Source organism: Idiomarina sp. ST10R2A5, assembly GCF_051842325.1.
GTDB classification, from domain to species: Bacteria; Pseudomonadota; Gammaproteobacteria; order Enterobacterales; family Alteromonadaceae; genus Idiomarina; species Idiomarina abyssalis.
Genome location: NZ_JBNIEX010000003.1, coordinates 54,268 through 72,987 on the forward strand (window position 1 = coordinate 54,268; position 18,720 = coordinate 72,987).

Annotated in this window: 21 protein-coding genes; 17 read left to right on the forward strand and 4 right to left on the reverse strand. The window is 48.2% G+C overall.

All coding sequences use genetic code 11. The annotated features are described in order from the left end of the window. Positions 1–124 precede the first annotated feature (124 nt). The 4 genes from ACP7FG_RS04735 to ACP7FG_RS04750 are packed head-to-tail and all read left to right on the forward strand — an operon-like array spanning position 125 to position 3,525. On the forward strand, positions 125–1,315 hold the full coding sequence (locus ACP7FG_RS04735) for a glycine C-acetyltransferase (RefSeq protein WP_054490807.1): 1,191 nt from the start codon (positions 125–127) through the stop codon (positions 1,313–1,315). Positions 1,316–1,325: 10 nt separating this feature from the next. Further along, complete coding sequence (gene tdh / locus ACP7FG_RS04740) at positions 1,326–2,351, forward strand: L-threonine 3-dehydrogenase (protein ID WP_199494450.1); 1,026 nt, start codon at positions 1,326–1,328, stop codon at positions 2,349–2,351. Between the two features lie 7 nt (positions 2,352–2,358). Next, positions 2,359–2,697 carry a thiosulfate sulfurtransferase GlpE gene (gene glpE, locus ACP7FG_RS04745; protein ID WP_439225689.1) on the forward strand — a complete coding sequence of 113 codons (339 nt, stop codon included), beginning with the start codon at positions 2,359–2,361 and terminating at the stop codon, positions 2,695–2,697. 3 nt (positions 2,698–2,700) lie between these two features. After that, positions 2,701–3,525 carry a rhomboid family intramembrane serine protease gene (locus ACP7FG_RS04750; RefSeq protein WP_439225690.1) on the forward strand — a complete coding sequence of 275 codons (825 nt, stop codon included), beginning with the start codon at positions 2,701–2,703 and terminating at the stop codon, positions 3,523–3,525. Here the strand turns inward: ACP7FG_RS04750 and ACP7FG_RS04755 are convergent. Continuing rightward, complete coding sequence (locus tag ACP7FG_RS04755) at positions 3,519–3,917, reverse strand: flagellar basal body-associated protein FliL (RefSeq protein ID WP_439225691.1); 399 nt, start codon at positions 3,915–3,917, stop codon at positions 3,519–3,521. The genes ACP7FG_RS04750 and ACP7FG_RS04755 overlap by 7 nt on opposite strands. A gap of 78 nt (positions 3,918–3,995) precedes the next feature. On the opposite strand from ACP7FG_RS04755, the gene ACP7FG_RS04760 reads away from it, so the two are divergent. Together ACP7FG_RS04760 and ubiA are read left to right on the forward strand one after the other, a co-directional pair. Continuing rightward, entirely contained in the window at positions 3,996–4,592 is a 597-nt protein-coding gene (locus tag ACP7FG_RS04760) for a chorismate--pyruvate lyase family protein (RefSeq protein ID WP_439225692.1), read from the forward strand. Position 4,593: 1 nt separating this feature from the next. Then, a complete protein-coding gene (ubiA, locus tag ACP7FG_RS04765) occupies positions 4,594–5,445 on the forward strand; it encodes a 4-hydroxybenzoate octaprenyltransferase (protein ID WP_417442716.1) in 852 nt (283 codons plus the stop codon). Here the strand turns inward: ubiA and plsB are convergent. Beyond that, positions 5,442–7,925, reverse strand: a complete 2,484-nt coding sequence (plsB, locus tag ACP7FG_RS04770) for a glycerol-3-phosphate 1-O-acyltransferase PlsB (protein WP_439225693.1) — start codon at positions 7,923–7,925, stop codon at positions 5,442–5,444. The genes ubiA and plsB overlap by 4 nt on opposite strands. A 131-nt stretch (positions 7,926–8,056) precedes the next feature. Here plsB and lexA point away from each other — a divergent pair, with 131 nt between their 5' ends. From lexA to ACP7FG_RS04800, 6 genes are all read left to right on the forward strand, one after another. Further along, positions 8,057–8,674 carry a transcriptional repressor LexA gene (gene lexA, locus ACP7FG_RS04775; protein WP_054490824.1) on the forward strand — a complete coding sequence of 206 codons (618 nt, stop codon included), beginning with the start codon at positions 8,057–8,059 and terminating at the stop codon, positions 8,672–8,674. Further along, positions 8,671–9,108, forward strand: coding sequence for an SOS-response cell division inhibitor (locus ACP7FG_RS04780; RefSeq protein ID WP_273023894.1), 438 nt, complete (start codon positions 8,671–8,673; stop codon positions 9,106–9,108). The genes lexA and ACP7FG_RS04780 overlap by 4 nt, the downstream gene beginning before the upstream one ends. A 302-nt stretch (positions 9,109–9,410) precedes the next feature. Next, positions 9,411–10,532, forward strand: a complete 1,122-nt coding sequence (coxB, locus tag ACP7FG_RS04785; protein ID WP_224797897.1) for a cytochrome c oxidase subunit II — start codon at positions 9,411–9,413, stop codon at positions 10,530–10,532. 10 nt (positions 10,533–10,542) lie between these two features. Then, positions 10,543–12,129 (forward strand): cytochrome c oxidase subunit I, encoded by a 1,587-nt coding sequence (ctaD, locus tag ACP7FG_RS04790; protein WP_054490828.1) that lies wholly within the window; start codon positions 10,543–10,545, stop codon positions 12,127–12,129. A gap of 6 nt (positions 12,130–12,135) precedes the next feature. After that, positions 12,136–12,705, forward strand: coding sequence for a cytochrome c oxidase assembly protein (locus tag ACP7FG_RS04795; protein ID WP_054490830.1), 570 nt, complete (start codon positions 12,136–12,138; stop codon positions 12,703–12,705). Between the two features lie 12 nt (positions 12,706–12,717). Next, positions 12,718–13,593 carry a cytochrome c oxidase subunit 3 gene (locus tag ACP7FG_RS04800; RefSeq protein WP_199494456.1) on the forward strand — a complete coding sequence of 292 codons (876 nt, stop codon included), beginning with the start codon at positions 12,718–12,720 and terminating at the stop codon, positions 13,591–13,593. Between the two features lie 18 nt (positions 13,594–13,611). On the opposite strand, the gene ACP7FG_RS04805 is transcribed toward ACP7FG_RS04800, so the two are convergent. Then, complete coding sequence (locus ACP7FG_RS04805; RefSeq protein ID WP_054490835.1) at positions 13,612–13,827, reverse strand: DUF2909 domain-containing protein; 216 nt, start codon at positions 13,825–13,827, stop codon at positions 13,612–13,614. Here ACP7FG_RS04805 and ACP7FG_RS04810 point away from each other — a divergent pair. From ACP7FG_RS04810 to ACP7FG_RS04830, 5 genes are read left to right on the forward strand one after another with little or no spacing between them, the layout of a single operon-like run. After that, a complete protein-coding gene (locus ACP7FG_RS04810; protein ID WP_439225694.1) occupies positions 13,805–14,560 on the forward strand; it encodes an SURF1 family protein in 756 nt (251 codons plus the stop codon). The genes ACP7FG_RS04805 and ACP7FG_RS04810 overlap by 23 nt on opposite strands. Continuing rightward, positions 14,557–15,102 carry a hypothetical protein gene (locus tag ACP7FG_RS04815; protein ID WP_439225695.1) on the forward strand — a complete coding sequence of 182 codons (546 nt, stop codon included), beginning with the start codon at positions 14,557–14,559 and terminating at the stop codon, positions 15,100–15,102. The genes ACP7FG_RS04810 and ACP7FG_RS04815 overlap by 4 nt, the downstream gene beginning before the upstream one ends. A 9-nt stretch (positions 15,103–15,111) precedes the next feature. Continuing rightward, on the forward strand, positions 15,112–16,101 hold the full coding sequence (locus tag ACP7FG_RS04820) for a COX15/CtaA family protein (RefSeq protein WP_439225696.1): 990 nt from the start codon (positions 15,112–15,114) through the stop codon (positions 16,099–16,101). A gap of 13 nt (positions 16,102–16,114) precedes the next feature. Then, a complete protein-coding gene (gene cyoE / locus ACP7FG_RS04825; protein ID WP_439225697.1) occupies positions 16,115–17,011 on the forward strand; it encodes a heme o synthase in 897 nt (298 codons plus the stop codon). A gap of 12 nt (positions 17,012–17,023) precedes the next feature. Then, a complete protein-coding gene (locus tag ACP7FG_RS04830) occupies positions 17,024–17,638 on the forward strand; it encodes an SCO family protein (protein WP_439225698.1) in 615 nt (204 codons plus the stop codon). Here ACP7FG_RS04830 and ACP7FG_RS04835 read toward each other — a convergent pair. Next, positions 17,635–18,720, reverse strand: coding sequence for a polysaccharide deacetylase family protein (locus ACP7FG_RS04835; RefSeq protein ID WP_439225699.1), 1,086 nt, complete (start codon positions 18,718–18,720; stop codon positions 17,635–17,637). The genes ACP7FG_RS04830 and ACP7FG_RS04835 overlap by 4 nt on opposite strands.

The following is an 18,720-nucleotide window of genomic DNA, read 5'->3' on the forward strand; positions in this document are numbered from 1 at the left end:
TTCAATAAAGAGTACACGCAAGTGCACACTAAACAAAAGCCCGATATTCAAATTAAGGATGCGAGTTACGACTAACATCAGTAAACTAGGGGATAAATTACGTTTTCAAATAGTGGAGTAAAAAATGAGCTCAGCCTTTTATCAGCAATTGGCCGACCAACTGGCCGAAACCAAAGCCGAAGGCCTATACAAGAAAGAACGTATTATCAGTTCGGACCAAAGCTCTGAAATTACGGTTAATGACCGCAAAGTACTCAACTTCTGCGCCAACAACTACCTGGGTCTGGCAAACCACCCGGACTTAATTAAAGCCGCCAAACAGGGCCTGGACGAGCATGGCTTCGGTACGGCTTCTGTCCGTTTTATTTGCGGCACTCAGGATATTCACAAAACGCTGGAACAAAAACTGAGCGAGTTTTTAGGCACTGAAGACACCATTTTGTATTCATCATGTTTTGATGCGAACGGTGGCTTATTCGAAACCCTAATGGGCCCGGAAGATGCCATTATCAGTGACGAGCTTAACCACGCCAGCATCATTGACGGTATTCGTCTGAGTAAGTCCAAGCGTTACCGCTACAAAAACAATAACCTGGAAGACTTGGAAGCACAGCTTAAACAAGCTGACGCGGACGGCGCACGCCACAAATTAATTGCTACCGACGGTGTGTTCTCTATGGACGGCGTTATTGCCAACTTAAAAGGCATTTGCGACTTAGCCGACAAATACGACGCGCTGGTGATGATGGACGACTGCCATGCCACTGGCTTCTTAGGTGAGAACGGTAAAGGTACGCATGAATACTGCGATGTGATGGGTCGTGTCGACATTATCACCGGCACCTTAGGTAAAGCTCTGGGCGGTGCATCTGGTGGTTACACTTCAGGCAAGAAAGAAGTGATTGACTGGTTACGCCAGCGCTCACGCCCTTATTTATTTTCTAACTCAGTAGCGCCAGCCATTGTGCAGGCATCGATTCGTGTACTGGATATGCTGGCCGAAGGCCATGAGCTGCGCAGCCAACTGTGGGAAAATGCCAGCTACTTCCGTGAGCAAATGACTAAAGCCGGCTTTACTTTGAGCGGCGCAGACCACGCTATTATTCCGGTCATGGTAGGCGATGCCAAACTGGCCTCAGAAATGTCAGACCGCCTGTTAGAAGAAGATATTTATGTGATCGGCTTTTCGTTCCCTGTCGTTCCTAAAGGCAAAGCCCGTATCCGCACACAAATGTCGGCGGCTCACACACGCGAACAACTGGATCGCACCATTGAAGCCTTTACCCGCATTGGTAAAGAGCTGGGTGTGATTTAAGGAGTAAAGAATGAAAGCTTTGTCAAAATTACACGCAAAACCGGGCATCTGGATGACCGACGTTGAAAAGCCCGAGTGTGGCTACAACGATTTGCTGATTAAAATTAAGAAAACCGCCATTTGTGGTACCGACGTTCACATTTACAAATGGGACGACTGGTCGCAGAAAACCATTCCGGTGCCTATGGTAGTGGGTCACGAATACGTGGGTGAAGTTGCCGCAATGGGTGATGGCGTACGTGGCTTTGAAATTGGTGACCGCGTTTCCGGCGAAGGCCACATTACCTGTGGTCACTGTCGTAATTGTCGTGCCGGCCGTCGTCATTTGTGCCGTAACACCTATGGCGTTGGCGTAAACCGCCCTGGTGCTTTCGCAGAATACTTGGCACTACCGGCTGAAAACGCCTTCAAACTGCCAGATGACGTCACTGATGAAATGGCTGCGGTATTCGACCCATTCGGCAATGCCGTTCACACCGCTCTGGCTTTTGACCTGGTGGGCGAAGACGTACTGATTACTGGCGCCGGCCCAATTGGTATTATGGCAGCAGCCGTTGCCCGTCACGTGGGCGCGCGTCACGTGGTTATTACTGACGTAAATGAATACCGTCTGGACTTAGCTCGTAAAATGGGCGTTACCCGCGCAGTGGACGTTAGCAAAGAGAAACTGTCTGACGTCATGACTGAGCTGGGCATGAAGGAAGGCTTTGACGTGGGTCTGGAAATGTCAGGCGTACCGTCAGCGTTTTCACAAATGCTGGAAGCTATGAACCACGGCGGCAAGGTTGCCATGCTGGGCATTCCGCCAGAGAACGTCGCCATTGACTGGAATCAGGTCATTTTCAAAGGCCTGGTCATTAAAGGTATTTACGGTCGTGAAATGTTCGAAACCTGGTACAAAATGGCCAGCTTACTGCAGTCAGGACTGGATATTTCACCGATATTAACGCACGAAATGCCCATAGATGACTTTGAGAAAGGCTTTGAAACCATGATTTCAGGCCAGTCGGGCAAAGTCATACTGAACTGGGACTAATAGGTAAATGAGCAATTATCAGCTAATGGAATTACCCATCGCCGTTGAGCATTGGCAAAATGACGAAGCGCTTTTTGTTGATATCCGTGACCCGCAGTCTTTTGCTGCGGGGCATATTCCGGGTTCTCAACACCTGGATAACAGCAACCTGCCGCAATTCCTGAACTCAGTTGATAAAAACCAAAAAGTGATTGTGGTTTGCTATCACGGCATTAGCAGTCAGGGCGCCGCTGACTACATAGCAGGCAACGGTTTCACCGATGTGCACAGCATGGACGGTGGCTATACGGCCTGGTCCATGTCTTTTCCTGAACACACTTCTCATAAAGAAACCGAAAGGGATTAAACCATGCGACGATTGCTCAGCAGCCGCGACTCAGACTGGATGCATAAGCTGTATCAGTATTTACGTCAGCAAGGCATGCCAGTCAGCGTTACTGAACGCGGTGAGCAATTGGAACTGTGGTTACACCAAAGCAGCTATGAAGCCGCTGCTAAGACATTGATTCAACAGTTTAAAGATAACCCGGAGCTAGCCGCTGAACCGGTACAGGAGAAGGCTGCGACGGCATCGCATTCAACCTCTTTGTCTTTTAGTTTACTGAAACAAAGTGGCTGGTTAACGCGTATTGTTGCAGTATTGACGTTGCTGGTATTTGCAGCTATTCAGATGTACCCCGAAACCGTTCTGGATACGCTAAAAATCAGCATCTACTTTTCAGCTCTGCCTTATGATCAGCCATGGCGCTTTATTACCCCGGTACTCATGCACTTTACGGCGCTGCACCTGGTGTTTAACTTGTTCTGGTGGTGGTATCTGGGTGGACGAGTTGAGCGCTCTCTCGGGTTCTCCTGGTTACTGGCTCTGCTGCTATTTTGTGGCATTACAGCCAACGTTATTCAGTATTTATTTAATGGACCTAACTTTGGCGGCCTGTCAGGGGTGGTTTATGGCTTGCTTGGCTTTTGCTGGGTGTACAGCTTTAACCGTCCAACTCCCCTTTATCTGCCGCCGGGGCTTATTATCTTTATGCTACTTTGGCTGGTCATTGGCTACACCGACATGTTGTGGGTCAATGTGGCCAACGAGGCGCACTTAGCCGGACTCATTTCCGGCTGCTTTGCAGGTTTTGTGGTGCGTTGGTTAAACCCTAAAATGCGGCAACTCTACTGATAAATGTATTTAGTGAAAATAACATCGCGAATAACCGGGTTACCCGTTTCCTGCTGCATGAGTTCCTGCGCTCGCTCCACACACTTTAAGCGCAACTGATCACGGCCGGTCATCGTCCTGACCTGACGTTCGGTTGCGGTACTTAAAATTGAGACAAAGGCATTGCGCAATAACGGCGCGTGATGCTCAACCACACTAATGTAGCTGGGGTCTGGCACCATCACTTCAATGGCTACTCGAATAAACCCAAGCCGGTAATCGTTACCCTCTTTCAGGTAATTCGTGGTGATGTCCGGTTCAAAACCATAATAGGAGACATCCTGTGCTGAGACAGAAGAAACACTGCTGCACCAAAGAAAAATACTTACTACTGCTGTTATCAGAAGTTTCATAGCCCTACCCGGCCCGATTGCTGTTCAATTAAATTCTCTCTGCTATCATAGCGACAGAGCTTAATAACGCCAACACAAATGACAACAGAGTTTTATCCAACACCCGCTTTTCCGGTTAGCGAAGCGCTGCAGTGGTCGCCCCCACAACAATTCGAGTTAACAGCTGAGCAGGCCGGCTGGCTGCTTTACGAAGGCTCGTTAACGCAACGTCTGAAAGAAGTCGGTGGAAATTTTTCGGTAAAATTACTTGGTCAACAGGTACTGGAGCCAACCGCTGAAGAAAAGCAACGACTTAACCTTAACTGCAACGTGGTAGTTCGTGAAGTTCTACTATACTGTGATAATCAGCCGTGGGTTTTTGCCCGAAGTCTGTTTTCGCCAAGCGCGGAGCAAGCCAGTACGCTGAACTTACAGCAGCTTGGCAATCAGTCACTGGGTGAGTCCTTGTTTGCCCGCAGCGATTTACACTGCGGCGATATAGAAGTTGCAGTAGTTGGTGGTGATCACCCAGTTGCACAATTAAACCAGCGATGGTTTCAAAAGAGCCACACGTTGCTTGGGAGACGAAGAATGTTTTCAACCGCGGGCGAACAGCTGCTGGTCAGTGAGATATTCCTTGAACCGTCGTCACTGTATTCAGCGTCTGAAACTTTTCGTCGCAATAAAAGGAGTTAGCATGCAAAAGTTAGCCGCATTTTGGCAGTTAATGAGAGCAGACCGACCTATTGGTACCTATCTACTTGCCTGGCCCACTATTTGGGCACTGATGATAGCCGGTGCCGGTAACCCTCCCATGCGTATTGTGGTTATCTTCCTGCTGGGAACTTTTGTTATGCGGTCAGCCGGCTGCGTTATTAATGACTTTGCTGATCGTAACTTCGACGGGCATGTTCGCCGCACTCGTCAACGACCTATTCCGGCCGGTAAAATATCGGCAACGGAGGCCATGATAGGCTTTATTGCTCTGTTAGCAATTGCCTTTGGTCTTGTCATGCAGCTTAATACCCAGACCGTTATGCTCAGCTTTTTTGCCGCTGGTGTCGCTGCGCTTTATCCATTTTGTAAACGCTGGACTCATCTGCCACAAGTGGTTCTCGGTATTGCCTTCAGTTTTGGTATTTTAATGGCCTTTACTGCACTGGAATCTGAGCAGTGGTTAATCGCCGGGCTATTATTCCTGACCAATGTTATCTGGACCGTAGCCTATGATACCGAGTACGCCATGGCTGACCGAGAGGACGACCTAAAGATTGGGCTGCAGAGCACCGCTATTTTATTCGGCCGGTTTGATCGCCTGGCTATTGGCATTATGCAGTTAGTCTCTCTGGCGCTGCTGGCCTGGGTGCTTTATTTATTATCCGCCGAAATATGGGCCTGGCTGGGTTTAGCCGTGGTATTGCTTCTTTTCGGATACCAACATTGGCTGATACGGCACAGAGAGCCCGGAAAATGCTTCCAGGCTTTTCTGCATAACCACTATGTCGGCATGGTGTTCGCTATTGGTTTAGCGCTGCACTACTGGTTCTAGTCACTCTGTTTTTGTTCGTCATCGGTTGGTGCTTTTAACTGTTGAACAAAGTGCTCAACCGACTGGCGAATGGTTTGCAGTACCGGACCATCGATAAGCTCATCTACCTGATCGCTTAACTCACCCACCGGTTGCGCAGCAATTTGCTGACCGTCGTCGTCAATTTCCACCAGGCCTTGCTGTTTTAAACTGGCGATCAACGTCGACATGACTTTCTTGTCGTAAAATTCCGGCGCATCAATACCGTGAATTGAGCTTAAACGCTCAGCCAGCGTAATTGATTGCTTCTCCAGGTCGGCACGCATAATTGGCTGCGCCTGTTGCAACAGCTCCAGCACGATACAGTAACGTTGGAGGGTTTCACTGGCACTGTTAGCTAATAAGCGCAGGCGATACCACTCGGCACTCTCGCGCTGCGCAATAGTACAGATGCCGTCTTCCAGTGTGATCAGATTTTGCCGCGCCAGTTCCTCTGCTAAGGCTTCTGTCCACAAAGGAAGGTCATCCGCATTGTGGCTTAGGTATAACTCCGCCTTGAGCGAAGGATAAATTGCCTGAGTGCGTGCCGCTATCTCCGCTACGCTGACTTTCTTTTTCGCCATAATAATGGAAGCCACAATGCCCGGCACAACCATCATATGCAGTATATTATTGCGATAGTAAGTCATCGCAATGGCCGACATCCGCTCCAGTGAAATTACCTCACCCATGGTGTCACTACTGACGGTGAACTTGTCTGTCCTGAGAGCCTGTTGCCATAATTCTTCCGGCGTTTCTTCAGGAACACTCACTAAATTGCTGTAGGGCACTTCACGCAGAACCCCCAGATACACTTCTAACTGCGCTAAAAGCTCTTCTTTTAATAACGCATGGTGCTCAGAGCTTAATAACGCCAAAGCGGTCAGGTTAACGCTGTTGGCGGCCGCTGAGTCATTAATGCCCTGCATTACTTGCTCCGCTAAACCGTTCACCACCGGGTTAAGCCAGTTGGGTCGTTCAGGCTCCTGCGCGCCACGGGTAACAGACTGATGCCAGGTGGGTGCCTTTTTGTCTAAATGGTGTTTCAGGTTGATAGGCTGGCCAAAAGTTACAAAACCCTGTCCAAAGTTCTTTAGTTTTGTCACGGTTTTCAGAATTTGAAATACCGACTCTTTTTCTTTGTCCTTACCTTTCAGTTCTTTCAGGTAAGTCGACACTTCCATAATGTGCTCATAGCCAAGGTACACGGGTACCAGCGACACAGGACGCTGCTGGTCACGCAGCATGCCCTGAACGGTCATTGCCAGCATGCCGGTTTTAGGCGGTAATAGGCGGCCGGTTCTGGAGCGGCCACCTTCGCTGAAGTATTCCACCGGGTAGCCTTTTTGAAACAGCCAACACAAATATTCACGAAAAACGGCTGAATACAGTTTGTTACCCCGGAAGCTGCGGCGAATAAAAAACGCGCCTCCACGACGGAAAATACCACCCACGGGAAAGAAGTTAAGATTGACCCCTGCGGCAATATGCGGCGGTACCAGTCCCTCTTTATAAATCACATAGCTCAGCAGTAAGTAATCCATGTGGCTGCGGTGGCAAGGGACGTAAATAATCTCATGCCCTTGTTGCGCCAGTCTCCGGATAGTATCGCCACCTTTGACATGGATACCATTATAAATACGGTTCCACATCCAGGTCATAAAGCGGTCAAGTACACGAACTAAGGTCGAACTGTAATTCGCTGCAATTTCATCAATGTAAGATAAGGCACGCTTACGAGCTGCTTCTTCGCTGATTTTCTTGCCCCGGGCTTCATCTGCTACAGCCTTTTTTAAGGCAGGGGTATCAATCAGTGCTGCCATTAATTCTTTTCTGTGACTTAACTTAGGGCCGGCAACAGCATGACGCATTCGCACAAAGTGCACCCGTGCAACTCGCGCCAATTTATGGGCGATGCGCATATCGGTACCATGGTCATGTGCCATTGTGCCCAGACTGACAGCTCGCGAGAAACGAAGTAAAACCTGGCGACCAGAAAACAACACCAACCAAAACTTGCGCCAGTGGCCCGGGTTATCAAGGTCACCTGTCATAGTGTTACCGGCATTGGCTTCCTGCCCGGCCTGACGTCCCCAGAACACACCTGCAGGAACAAGCTGCACGTCAAGCTCTGCATTGTCTTTGTGTAAGGTCAGCAGTTGATGAAATTCTGAAACGGTCTGCTCGGAGGTTTCTTCAGCAAACTCTTCGAGGAACATAATTCGGTCATAGCTTTTACCGTCAACCACTAAAGGCTCGGTCGGGTCAGGCAGGCCTCGTTTTTCTGCAGCTCTTTGTAAAATGGATAAGTCTGCTTTCGACGTTGAGCGCATGACATACACAATAGGCTTAGCAATTGTGGTTTCATGCTCTTCTTCAGTACCGTCCCAAATTTCCTGAAAGCGTGTTAACCAACGCAACGGGTACTTAAAGACTGGGTAAAAGCGACTTATTCCTTTCATACTTAGACCTCTGTTTTAAACAGAAAGATAGGATACCAACTTCGTTTAAATTTGTCGTTCAAGAAATTACTTGCGAAATGAATTTACCTGTATATACTCACAGTATCACTGTACAAATAAACAGGTACATTATGCGCCCGTTAACACCAAGACAATCTGAAATCCTTGAACTTATTAAGGATAACCTACACGCCACCGGTATGCCGCCAACGCGTGCAGAAATAGCTCATAAGCTGGGCTTTCGTTCTGCCAACTCCGCAGAAGAGCATTTAAAAGCTCTGGCACGCAAAGGGGTTATTGAAATTTTACCCGGTATGTCGCGCGGTATTCGTCTTGTAGCCGATGACTACGACATCGCTGATGGCCTACCGTTGATTGGCCAGGTTGCAGCCGGGGAGCCCTTGCTGGCCGAACAGCACGTTGAAGGTCATTACAAAATTGACGAGTCTCTATTTCATCCTGCTGCCAGCTTCTTACTGAAAGTAAACGGCATGAGCATGAAAGACATTGGCATTTTAGACGGCGACTTACTGGCTGTGCATAAAACCGAGCAAGCTCGTAACGGCCAGATAGTCGTTGCCCGCGTAGAAGACGATGTCACTGTAAAGCGTTTTGAACAGCGTGGAAAAACTATTTTGCTTCATCCTGAAAATGAAGATTTCTCGACCATTACTGTCAATCTGGCAGAGCAGGTTTTTGCCATTGAAGGACTTGCCGTCGGTGTTATCAGAAACGGAGCGACCTTATGAAAACTCAACATCAGCACAAATTACATCACCCAGGTCTTTGGACTGCCGAAAATACAGCGCCATCGTTCCAGTTAGATGCTAAAAACACACAGGACGCAATTGACGTCGACAACCTGTCCCCTGTTGTTCAGCAGGCTTTGCAACAAAAGCCAAGCCAATGGGTAACGGTTATTGGCGGCGACAAAGACGTGATTCAACAGCTTATTGCTTGTGGTGTTGCTGAATCGCAAATTCGCTGGTTGCGCAGCCACTCAGCTGAACGCTGCGAGTGGGCGCTGGAACAGGCTCTACTGGCCGGTACCAGCAGTATGGTTATCGGTTATTTGGACTCAGTTTCTAACCGTACCTGGCAGCGTGCCCGTATGGCCAGTAAATTGAGTGAAACACAATATTTCCTGTTTGATAAAAACACACTGACATCCCACCTGCACTAATCCCACTTTGTTTGTGTGTTTTATCCCCCAAGGCTGCTTTTGCAGCCTTTTTTTAACAGATCCGTCTATTTTTTGTGCATTTGTTTGATTTGATCTGGATCTTTGGTTGTAAATTCGTTAATAAATGCACTACCCGACTATAAAAATAATATAACAACGATAACTACAACAAAGAGTCAGTAGAGAAAGCGATTTCTGGGGAGAAGCTGTACCTTTTTCTGCTTACCTCTTTGTTCTTCTATTTCAGGCTAGCGAAATTATTTGCTGTCTCATTGAAGAATAAGAGGAGAAGCCACGTGAAAATGAAGCCTTTGTGGGCACTATTGGCGCTAACGAGTCTACCGGCTGCTGCTCAGTCGCGTCTCAATTTGACCCAAGGTGTCACTGAAGTGAGTAACCGGGTTTACGATCTCCACATGACCATCTTTTACATTTGCTGTGTAATTGGTGTGGTCGTATTCGGTCTCATGTTTATTTCGATGATCCGACACCGGAAGTCTAAAAACCCTAACCCTGCAAATTTCCACGAGAACGTTAAAGTCGAAATTGCCTGGACTATTGTGCCCTTACTTATACTGGTAGGCATGGCCATTCCTGCAACAACGACCTTAATTGCCATGGAAGACACTTCCGATGCTGACGTTACTGTCCAGGTAACAGGTTCGCAGTGGAAATGGCACTACAAGTACTTTGAGAACGACGTGGAATTCTTCAGTCGTTTAGCCACTCAACAAGAACAAATTGATAATAAATTTGAGAAAGGCGAAAACTACTTGTTAGAAGTGGACCGTCCATTGGTTATTCCAACCGATAGAAAAGTTCGCTTCCTGGTCACTTCAGACGACGTTATTCACAGTTGGTGGGTTCCTGACTTTGCCGTTAAGAAAGACGCTAACCCGGGCTTTATTAATGAAACCTGGACTAAAGTCGACGAACCCGGTATTTACCGCGGTCAGTGTGCAGAGCTTTGCGGTAAAGATCACGGCTTCATGCCTGTCGTTGTTATAGCAAAAGAACCTGCTGAATATGAAAAATGGATTACCGAGAAAGAAGCTGAGCAAAAGGCGGCACGGGAACGTGAACAAGAATTGCTTGCTATGGAGATGTCGGAAGATGAACTGATGGATCTCGGTGAAAAAGTTTACAACAGCACCTGTGCTGCTTGTCACCAGGCCAACGGCCAGGGCGTCAACGGAGTATTCCCTGCACTAGCGGGCTCCGGCGTTTCTGTGGATCCCGAAGCCAAAGATCAGCACATAGACATCGTTGTTAATGGCGTAACCGGCACAGCTATGCAGGCCTTTGGAAGCCAGCTGTCCATGCGCGAATTAGCTGCGGTAATCACCTACGAGCGTAACGCTTGGGGTAATGATACCGGACAGCTGATTCAGGCCGCCGATATTAACGAAGTCATGAATCAATAAGGAGACGGTGATGAGCACTACAGTGGAAGAGACACATCACGACACACACCACGATCATAAGCCGTCGGGTATTGGTCGCTGGCTATTTACAACGAACCACAAAGACATTGGCTCAATGTACTTGTGGTTTAGCTTCATTATGTTTTTGACCGGTGGCGCCATGGCCATGGTCATTCGTGCTGAACTATTTCAACCAGGCTTACAGTTGGTCGAACCGCATTTCTTTAATCAGATGACCACGGTCCATGGCCTTATAATGGTTTTTGGTGCGGTCATGCCTGCTTTTACCGGGCTTGCTAACTGGATGATCCCGATGATGATTGGTGCGCCCGATATGGCGTTGCCACGTATGAATAACTGGAGCTTCTGGATTCTGCCATTCGCTTTCATTATCTTATTGGGCTCGTTATTTATGGAGGGTGGTGGCCCTGCCTTCGGCTGGACATTCTATGCACCGCTTTCAACCACCTACAGCTCTGATTCAACCGCGTTGTTCGTGTTCTCAATACACATTATGGGTATTTCATCCATCATGGGTGCCATTAACGTGATAGTCACTATCATGAACATGCGCGCACCGGGTATGAATTACATGAAAATGCCATTGTTTGTGTGGACCTGGCTGATTACCGCCTTCCTGCTTATTGCAGTTATGCCGGTATTGGCCGGTGCGGTTACCATGGTACTGACCGATAAGTACTTTGGCACCAGTTTCTTTGACGCTGCAGGCGGTGGTGACCCGGTTATGTTCCAGCATATTTTCTGGTTCTTCGGGCACCCGGAAGTCTACATTATGATTTTGCCGTCCTTCGGTATTATCTCCGCCATTATTCCGGCCTTTACCCGAAAACGACTCTTTGGCTACGCATCCATGGTTTACGCCACGGCAGCCATTGCCTTACTGTCTTTCCTGGTGTGGGCTCACCATATGTTCACTACCGGTATGCCAGTATTTGCTGAGCTCTTCTTCATGTACTGTACGATGCTCATTGCGGTGCCGACCGGGGTCAAAATCTTTAACTGGGTTGCCACCATGTGGCGTGGCTCAATGACCTTTGAAACCCCCATGCTGTTCGCCCTGGCGTTCGTTATTCTGTTTACCATTGGAGGTTTCTCCGGCTTGATGCTGGCGATTACGCCAGTCGATTTCCAGTACCACGATACGTATTTCGTAGTGGCTCATTTTCATTATGTTCTGGTGACAGGTGCGATTTTCTCCATCATGGCGGCCTCTTATTACTGGCTACCGAAATGGACAGGTCATATGTACGACACCACACTGGCGAAGACCCACTTCTGGACATCGCTTATTTCCGTTAACGTGCTGTTTTTCCCAATGCACTTTGCGGGGCTGGCCGGTATGCCGCGGCGTATCCCGGATTACGCTACGCAGTTTGCGGATATTAACCAGATAGCGAGTATTGGTGGTTTTGCCTTCGGTTTGTCACAGTTGATCTTCCTTTGGGTGGTTATCAAATGTGTCAAAGGCGGCGAGAAAGCAGAAGCTAAGCCATGGGATGGTGCAGAAGGACTGGAGTGGACCGTTCCATCACCAGCGCCTTACCACACCTTCGAAAAACCACCGAAAGTGGAGTGATGACTCATGTCTGATCAGCGCCCCGACAACAGCATTCTGGTTAAGCGACTGTTACTGACAGTCGCCGGGATGTTTGCCTTTGGCTTCGCGCTGGTACCGCTTTACGATGTATTTTGTGAAGTGACTGGCTTTAACGGCCGTACCAGCAATGAAGCCGCGGTTTATCAAGAGGTAGAAGTCGATGAATCGCGTACGGTTAACGTTCAATTTATTACGCGGAATGCTAAGGGCATTCCGTGGAAATTTGAGCCCTCAACCAAACAAGTCAAAATTCATCCGGGTGAGGTTAAAGTCGTTAACTTTCTAGCGTCTAACCCGACCTCTTCCAATATGGTCGCACAGGCTATCCCATCGGTTGCACCGGCTGAAGCCTCGCTTTATCTCAATAAGGTGGAGTGCTTTTGCTTTAACCAACAGCCTTTAGCTGCGGGTGCTGATACAGAAATGCCAATGCAATTTTATCTGGATCCGGATATTCCGGACCACATCAACACATTAACCCTGTCATACACGCTGTACGATATGACAGCCAATACGTCGGCTGAGCAAATGGCTCAGCTGTTAAAAACAGAATAAGGAAACGACGTTATGGCAGAACAACAGAGTTATTATGTTCCTGCTTCCAGCCCCTGGCCAATTGTTGGCGCAGTTGGGTTAGGCTTAATTGCCTGGGGCGCGGGACACACCGTTATCGATATGAGTAAAGAGCAGGATGGTTACGGCAGTACCGTATTAACCATTGGTTTAATCGTTATAGCCGTCATGCTCTTTGGTTGGTTTCGCGACCAAATTAACGAGTCCATGAGTGGCAAGTACAGCGACCAGTTAGGTGTTTCTTATAAACAAGGCATGAGTTGGTTTATTTTCTCCGAGGTAATGTTCTTTGCGGCCTTCTTCGGTGCTCTGTTTTACGCTCGTGTTATAGCCGTTCAATGGCTGGGCGGTGACAGCAATAACGCCATGACCAATGAGGTCCTATGGCCGGAGTTTGTCGCTCACTGGCCTTTGGTTAACACCCCGGGTGGCACTGAGACTCAGGCAATGGGTTGGTACGGCCTGCCTGCTATTAATACCATTATCCTGCTAATTAGCTCGGTAACCTGTCACTTTGCCCATACGGGTTTGGAGCAAAATAAACGCAAACAGCTGACAGCCATGCTGGGTATTACCATTATCCTGGGTTGTATCTTCCTGTACTTACAAGGTGCAGAGTACGTTCACGCCTACGAAGAGCTTGGCTTGGCACTTGACTCAGGTATATACGGTAATACCTTTTACATGCTGACCGGATTCCACGGTATGCACGTAACTCTGGGTACTGTCATGCTTATTGTCATGTTCCTGCGGGTTCTGAAAGGTCACTTTACACCGGATAACCACTTTGCATTTCAGGCAACCAGTTGGTACTGGCACTTTGTCGATGTAGTCTGGCTATGCCTTTTTGTCGTGGTGTACGTTCTGTAAAAAAAGAAAACGCCCCGGTTAATAGGGGCGTGGATTTAACGGTAAGAAACCACTGGCGGTCGCCGCTATCAGTATGACGAAGATAACGGCGGCTACTCCCACTCGCTTTCCCAAATAATGGGACATAGGTGGTTTGTCCGGGTCGTTCCGCAGCATACTAAATAACGCCCTGAACAGATTCACCACCATATATGCTAACAGCAGTACAATAATGATTTTAAAAAAGACCAACATACGTTTTCCTCTTGTCGCTACGTTAGTTACTCTGCTGGCAATTGCGTTATTGGTCAAGTTAGGTTTTTGGCAGCTTGAACGCGCTGAACAAAAACGCCAGCTGTTTAGCGACTATGAGCAACAACTCTCAAGCGGTGAAGCGACCAAACTCGATCGTCTGGCAGAGGTGTCTCCTGAAAACGGTCGCTTTCGCTATGTGGAAATGAATGGTGAATTTGTTCCACAACCCATTTTCCTTCTCGATAATCAAATTCAAGACGGCACCGTTGGTTATCAGGTAATTTCGCTGTTCCAGCCACAGGCAATGTCTGAAAATTATGTTCCGGTTAATATGGGGTGGCTACCAGCACCGGCTTCCAGACAGTCATTACCGGAAGTGAATATTCCGTCAGGTCAGCATAGGCTAACCGGTTTTCTATACTTTCCTTCCAACAATCAATTTGTGAATAACACTTACGAGACCGACTTAGCTGATAGCAAAATTCGGGTGCAGGAATTTCAGCCGAACGCCATAGCTAAACAACTCGATATGTCATTAACTGATTATACTTTTTTACTTGAATCGCCAGAAACTATGGGCTGGAGCCGCGACTGGAAACCTCAGGTAATGTCACCGGAAAAACACCAGGGTTACGCCATTCAGTGGTTCTCACTGGCAATTGCCTGCTTGGTGATTTTCCTATTTGCTGTTATAAAACTGAATAAACAACCAAAAAAAGAGGAGACCCGATGAGCTCCCTGAATCGCTCTCGACGCGCCATTATTATTGTTTTCGTTGCCTTTATTGTCCCGTTATTAGCGGCTTGGCTGGTTTTGTCACAGAACTGGTATGAAGCGGGCACCAATAAAGGCACCCTGCTGCAGCCGCCTATTACCCTGGATAAACAAACCGACCAACTACCGGAAGGCTGGCAATTGGGTTATGTGGCGCCCAAAAACTGTGGCACAACCTGTGAAAATACCTTGTACGTTATGAATCAGGTCGACGTGGCTATTGGTAAAGACACCGAACGCCTGACTCCAGTGGTGCTTCACCAAAGCAAGAATGCACAGTCAGAGTTTAATCACAGCGCACCTCACATTACGCAACTGGTAACACCGCAGCTCATTGAACAGTTAAGCGAACTGCCGGAAAACACCGTCTTTATAATCGATCCTATGCACAACGTTATGCTTTATTACCCAACTCACTCGGATAAAGAGCAGATGATAACGGAAGGTAAAAACGTGTTGGCGGATCTTCGTAAACTGCTTAAATTGTCCAGAATTGGGTAGGAAAATCACATGCGTTTACTGGTAAAAATTAGTGTTTTTTTTGCTTTCGTTGTTATAGTTCTTGGCGCTTTTACACGGCTAACTGAAGCGGGCCTGGGTTGTCCGGACTGGCCGGGTTGCTACGGTTTTTTGGGTGTTCCGTCTCAAGCAGAGCACATTCAGGAAGCTGAACTGCGGTTTCCTGATGCGCCAGTTGAACAGGATAAAGCCTGGAACGAAATGGTACATCGCTACTTTGCGGGCACCTTAGGCTTATTCATACTCACCATTGCCATCATTGCATGGGTCAAAAGCCGCCATCAAAGCCATTATCGTACACCGGTAAAACTGCCCACTCTGCTACTTGGGTTGGTCATATTCCAGGCGGCTCTGGGCATGTGGACAGTGACCATGAATTTACAACCTATCATCGTGATGGGGCATTTGTTAGGGGGCTTTTCGGTCATATCTCTGCTGTACCTGTTGTCCTTGCGTCTGTCGTCGTTCCGGCTTGCAGGGGGAGATTCAGAGCTAAGGCGCTACAGAGGGCTGGCTTTCTTCACCTTATTAGTTGTTATTGGGCAAATAGCTTTGGGGGGCTGGGTTGCAGCCAATTACGCCGCCGTCGCCTGTACTGACCTGCCTTTTTGCGAAGGTAACTGGACCGCACAACTGGACTTTGCCGGCGCTTTTAGCATACCAGAGGCCGATACCTATCAGTACGGTGCCCATGACTACAACGACCGCATGACCATGCATGTCATGCATCGAGTCGGCGCCATTATTACCTTTTTAGTGGTCTGTGCTTTACTCTTTAAATGTTGGAGAAAAGCAAAGTCGCAGTTTTTCCGCCGCTCATTAATTGTTATTGGTTTGTTATTGTCTTTGCAAATTCTGCTCGGTATTAGTAACGTAGTCTTTCAATTACCGCTTTGGAATGCAGTAGCACACAATGCTGTTGGGGCTTTGTTGTTACTGTCGATGGTTGGGTTGAATTACAACCTGTCCAGAAAAGCGTAGAGGAGTTGTAATTATGGAATCCGTTGCCACAAAAAATATAACAAAAACGCGCAACGCTCACTGGCGGGACTATCTGGAGCTGACCAAGCCTCGTGTCGTCGCCTTGTTGTTGCTCACTGCAGTGGTTGGCATGTGTCTGGCCACTGAAGAGCTTGTTTCGATGAATGTCCTGGTCCCGGCCTTAGTCGGTATTGGCCTGATGTCTGCTGCTGCGGCTGCTATTAATCATCTGGTTGACCGTCATATCGACGCGAAAATGGCCCGTACGCTGCGTAGGCCACTGCCTCAGGGAAATTTATCACCGACAAAAGTCACGGTGTTTGCGGCATCTATTGGCGCTATTGGTTTTGTGACCCTGTATGCCTGGGTTAACCCGTTAACTGCCTGGTTAACCTTTGCCAGCATGGTGGGTTATGCTGTGGTTTATACCATGTTCTTGAAACGCGCAACGCCGCAGAACATTGTTATTGGTGGCCTGGCAGGTGCAGCGCCGCCGCTACTGGGCTGGACAGCAGTCACCAATGAAATTAACGCCCCGGCGGTACTGCTGGTTATGATCATTTTTACCTGGACACCGCCCCACTTCTGGGCGCTTGCCGTACACCGCGCAAAAGACTACGCACGAGCTGAAATTCCGATGTTGCCGGTTACTCACGGTATCGACTTCACCAAAACCTGTATTTTTTTGTACACCGTTTTACTGACCGTGGTCTGCCTTATGCCTTTCTTAATTGGCATGACCGGCATGATCTATTTGGTGGGGGTCAGTGTACTTAACGCCATTTTCCTGGCTTACGCCTGGAAGCTGAAGTACGCGCCCAGCAAAAAGACAGCCTTTAACATGTTTGCTTTTTCTATCTGGCACCTCATGCTGCTGTTTGTCATTTTACTGGTCGATCACTACGTATAAATGGAGTAATAGATGAGTCGTGTCGTTACGCTGCTGGCCGCCCTTATTGCCCTTGCAGCCGGTTTTGCGGTTTACAACTTTTGGCCGGAAGAAAAACCGGAAGCCTTAGTTTATGAACCGCCTCGCGCATTAAAGCCCTTTACTTTAGAAAGCACAGCAGCCGGCACAGTGGAAAACGATGCGCTTAAAGGCCAGTGGACTTTACTCTTTACCGGTTATACCTTTTGTCCCGATATTTGCCCAACCACTATGTCAGACTTGAAGGGCGTGATCCCTGAGTTGCAGAAAGAGGTTTCCGAACCGGTCAAAGTTTGGTTGATTTCAGTTGACCCTAAACGCGATGATATTGAGCGTTTAACTCAATACGTTAACTACTTTGGTGACGACTTTGTCGGTGTGCGCGCCGAGCACAAAGAGCTGTTCCCTTTCGTGCGCGATTTAGGCTTAATGTATTCCATTCCCGATGAAGGCGAGGAGAATTATCTGGTGAACCACAGCGCCGCTATTATTTTGGTGAACCCGGACGGTAATCGGAAAGCGATTTTCAATGCCGACCACCAACGCGGAGAAATACCGGTGGTCAGCATGGATAAACTCAAAAAAGATTTTGCCATTATCGCCGATTAATCAGGCCAACTACCTGACTCGTTCGGACGGATAAGCGCTACGGAATACCAGTAGTAGCGCGATTCTGAAGCACTGGGCGCGGTACAGTTAACGCGTGAGCGTCCAATATTGAGGTCCTGCTCTAAGCTTACACGAAACTTTATATCACTTTCCCATTCAGGCTTTAGTACTGAACCACCAGCAAAACATTGCAACGCACCGGTGCGCATATCGTCTAGTGTATCGCCGGCTTCCAGCGTTACGCTTATGCTAGGACGCTTATTTTCATGCTCAACTAAAGGCTCTTCCGGTTGATAAGCACTTACCGGCATGGCTTTAGAATTCAACTTGGCTTTCAGCGTATTTAAGTTCGCATAGATACCCGAGGCCGGAAAGCGAGTAATAACCGTATCTTCGCTCCATTTGGACCATGGGCCTGAATGCTGAGCAAAGGCCAGAAAGCCCCATTCATCCAGTAAAGCCCGCAATTCGTTGTTATACTCACCGTAAGGGTAAGCAAAGTACTTCTGCTGTGCGCCTAAGTTCTCATCAATGGCTTCTTGTGCCGTAATAACGTCGTAACGCATACGCTCCTGCCACTCTTCATCGCTTTCACCTTCTTGCTTACGAATAAGGTGTGCGTGAGTCTGTCCATGATTAGCAATGGTAGCGCCGTTCTGCTGAATTTCTTTAAGCTCTTCCCAGCCCATGTAATGGCCGCTGTGCTTACGCATGAGTTCAGGGTTAACGAACACCGTATAAGGCATCTCAAACTCTTCCAGAACCTCTACAGCGTTCTCATAGACGTTTTGGTAGCCGTCGTCGAAGGTAATAACAACGGCTTTTTCAGGAAGTTCTTCGCCTTTTTCAATGGCATCGCGCGCGACGGTAATATCAATAACATTAAAGTTGTTATCCTGCAGGTATTGCAGATGCTCGCGAAACGTCTCCGGGTCAATTGACGTTACCGCTGGAGTTGAGTCACTGACGTGGTGGTACTGCAGCACCACCACGCTATCGGCGCTGCCGGCCTGAACCAATGGTGAGCACCCCAGCAATAAGCCCGATGCGGCACTCAACGTCATTTTGTTCAACATCTTCAT